Source organism: Ectobacillus sp. (assembly GCF_056992975.1).
This window is the reverse complement of sequence record NZ_JBXKMX010000252.1, coordinates 1-2,774: the sequence shown is the minus strand read 5'-3', so window position 1 is coordinate 2,774 and position 2,774 is coordinate 1. Positions and strand designations below refer to the sequence as shown.

The 2,774-nt window shown below is 39.5% G+C and carries 3 protein-coding genes; all 3 read right to left on the bottom strand.

Translation table 11 applies throughout. The annotated features are described in order from the left end of the window. Positions 1–14: 14 nt before the first annotated feature. Positions 15–1,730 carry a DNA polymerase/3'-5' exonuclease PolX gene (gene polX / locus AC11ZT_RS11610; RefSeq protein ID WP_484059747.1) on the bottom strand — a complete coding sequence of 572 codons (1,716 nt, stop codon included), beginning with the start codon at positions 1,728–1,730 and terminating at the stop codon, positions 15–17. A gap of 119 nt (positions 1,731–1,849) precedes the next feature. Further along, complete coding sequence (locus tag AC11ZT_RS11605) at positions 1,850–2,386, bottom strand: CvpA family protein (RefSeq protein ID WP_484059746.1); 537 nt, start codon at positions 2,384–2,386, stop codon at positions 1,850–1,852. Continuing rightward, positions 2,383–2,652, bottom strand: a complete 270-nt coding sequence (zapA, locus tag AC11ZT_RS11600) for a cell division protein ZapA (RefSeq protein WP_484059745.1) — start codon at positions 2,650–2,652, stop codon at positions 2,383–2,385. The genes AC11ZT_RS11605 and zapA overlap by 4 nt, the downstream gene beginning before the upstream one ends. Positions 2,653–2,774: the final 122 nt, after the last annotated feature.

Below are 2,774 nucleotides of genomic sequence, written 5' to 3'. Positions count from 1 at the left end.
ACGTATTCGTCCTCCTATTGCTTCTTCTTATGAATAAAATCTAATAATTGTTCACAGTTCCATGTATTTACGATGGATTCAGATTGAATCCATCCTTTTTTCGCAACGCTCACGCCAATATGCATGTACTGTAGCATATCAAGTGAGTGTGCATCTGTATTAATCGCAAGTTTAACTCCTGCATTCTCAGCTTTTCTCAAATCATTCGCACATAAATCAAGGCGATGCGGATTTGCATTTAATTCAAGAATCGTTCCCGTTTCCTTAGCTAAGCGAATTAGCATATCCATGTCCACAGCGTAGCCGTCGCGTTTTCCAAGCAGGCGGCCAGTTGGATGCGCAATCATCGATACGTATTTATTTTCGCATGCCCTTTGGAGCCGCTTCATGATCATCTCAGTGCTTTGTGAAAATCCCGAATGAATGGAGGCAATGACGAAATCAAGCTGCTCTAACACATCATCCTTATAATCAAGTGTTCCATCAGGCAATATATCCATTTCAACCCCACGTAAAATTGTAATAGCTGGGTATTTTTTATTTAGACGGCGAATTTCTTCCCCTTGTTCTAGTAGTCGCTCTTTCGTAAGGCCATTTGCTACCTTTAAATATTGCGAGTGATCTGTAATGGCAATGTATTCATATCCCTGCTTGTGGCAGGCAGCAAGCATCTCTTCAATAGAATATGCACCGTCACTCCACGTAGTATGCATATGTAAATCGCCTTTTATCTGCTCTACGCGAATGAGATCTGGAATAAACTGGATCTGGTCAATTTCACTCCCATCCTCTCTTACTTCTGGAGGAATAAAGGGGAGATGAAAATGGGCATAGAATTCTTCTTCCGTTTGGAACGTTTTGACGTTACCTGTCACGAGATCTTCGACACCGTATTCACTTATTTTTTCCTTACGTTCCTTTGCAAGTTGGCGCATTCTCACATTATGCTCCTTAGAGCCTGTAAAATGATGAAGCGTCGTAGTATACTCCTGTTCCTTTACTAAACGAAAATCAACAGCCACATCATATTCATACTGCAACCGGACAGAAACCTTTGTATCCCCACTCGCAATTACCTCTATAATATGAGGAATTTGCAACAACTCATCTCGAACTTCTAATGGCTGGGCCGTAGCAATAATAAAATCAAGATCTTTCACAGTTTCACGAACACGTCGTAAACTACCCGCACGGGAAAAGCGAAGAACATATGGCATATTCGACAAAATTTGTTCTATTTCCTCGGCAATAGGCAATACGAAAGCAACAGGCAATCGTTCTGGTCTTGTGCCAAATTGAAGAATTGCCTCTAGTAATTTTTCTTCTGTTTTTTTCGCAAAACCTGCAAGATTCTGCACTTTATGTTCCTCACATGCAAGCTTTAAAGAGGATATATCCGTCACCTGTAATTCCTTATATAGTTTGGCAACCTTTTTCCCACCTAAACCAGGTAACTTTAACAGTGGCAATAAGGAACGTGGTACCTCTTGTTGCAGTTGCTGAAGCAAAGAGGATGTTCCTGAATCAATGCATTCGCGTATAACAGTCGCCGTTCCTTTTCCAATTCCGTTTAATATAGTAAAATCATCAATCTCTGCCATACTACGTTCATCCTGTTCCAATGCTGCAGCTGCCTTTCGAAAGGCAGCAATTTTAAACGAATTTTCCCCTTTAAGCTCCATATAAAGGGCGATGGTTTCTAGTGTACTGATAATTTGTTTTTTATTCATACATAGTCTCCAATCTGAAACAAGCGAAATGGACCGTTACAGAAACTCTCAATGTAACAGAATTCTGCAAAACGGTCCACTTTTCGAAGTGCTACCTTGTATCTCTAAGCTTTTCATTGTCACACTTTACCAGTTGCCCACAATTGCTTCACTTTATCCGAAAGGACAGGTGTATCATCAGCAATTACTTTACAAAGGACAGATTGTTGTATGGACGTTTGTACTTGTTGAATTGGCAAGATCGTCCCAACTAAAATGATAACAAAAAGCAAAATATATACTTCTACAAGACCAAGTATGCCCCCGCCTAGCGCATTAGCTTGCTTTAATACTGGTATTTGAGCAAATATATTGAGCAAATGTCCAATCATGGACAGTGCAAACATCGTCAAGAAAAATAAAATAACAAACGCAAGCCCTCGGTAAAAAACTGCCTCTACATCTACCGAACTGAGCCAAACAGGTGTTTGCTGCATAGTTTGCAGTGGATAGGGAATGATGCTCTTTAATGAGGGTGCAAACGTACCAGAATATGTATACGCTACAAAATACGCAGCCATGAAACTAATAATGCGAACTATTTGTAAAATAAGCCCTCGTTTCAATCCAATAAAAAAACCAATAAGAAGCACGGCGATGATGATTAAATCAATCATTCTTCATTCATTCCTTTTATTCTTTCTTTTAATCGTTCTGTTTCTTCTTTTAATTTAATATAATCATGTACAACATTTACTGCAGTGAGCACTGCCAATCTATTTATGTCAAGAGAAGGATTCTTGGCGTTTATTTCGCGCATCTTATCATCAACAATAGCCGCAACCATGCGCATATGACTCGTGCTTTCATCTCCAACAACCGAATATTGCTGGCCGTAGATCTCCACAGTAATTTTCGTTCGTTTCTCTTTTTGCTGTGACAACTCCCTGTCCTCCAATCAACATAAAGAATCCTAAACTATATCATACCATGAACAAACCATATATGGAATTACAAAGCAAAATTCGGTATGATTATAAAGAAAAGCAGAGCCGGCTTGTTCAG

Bases quoted from the DNA above. Each gene is read 5' to 3' on its own strand.
- polX (WP_484059747.1), bottom strand. From the start codon at position 1,730: ATGAATAAAAAACAAATTATCAGTACACTAGAAACCATCGCCCTTTAT.
- AC11ZT_RS11605 (WP_484059746.1), bottom strand. From the start codon at position 2,386: ATGATTGATTTAATCATCATCGCCGTGCTTCTTATTGGTTTTTTTATT.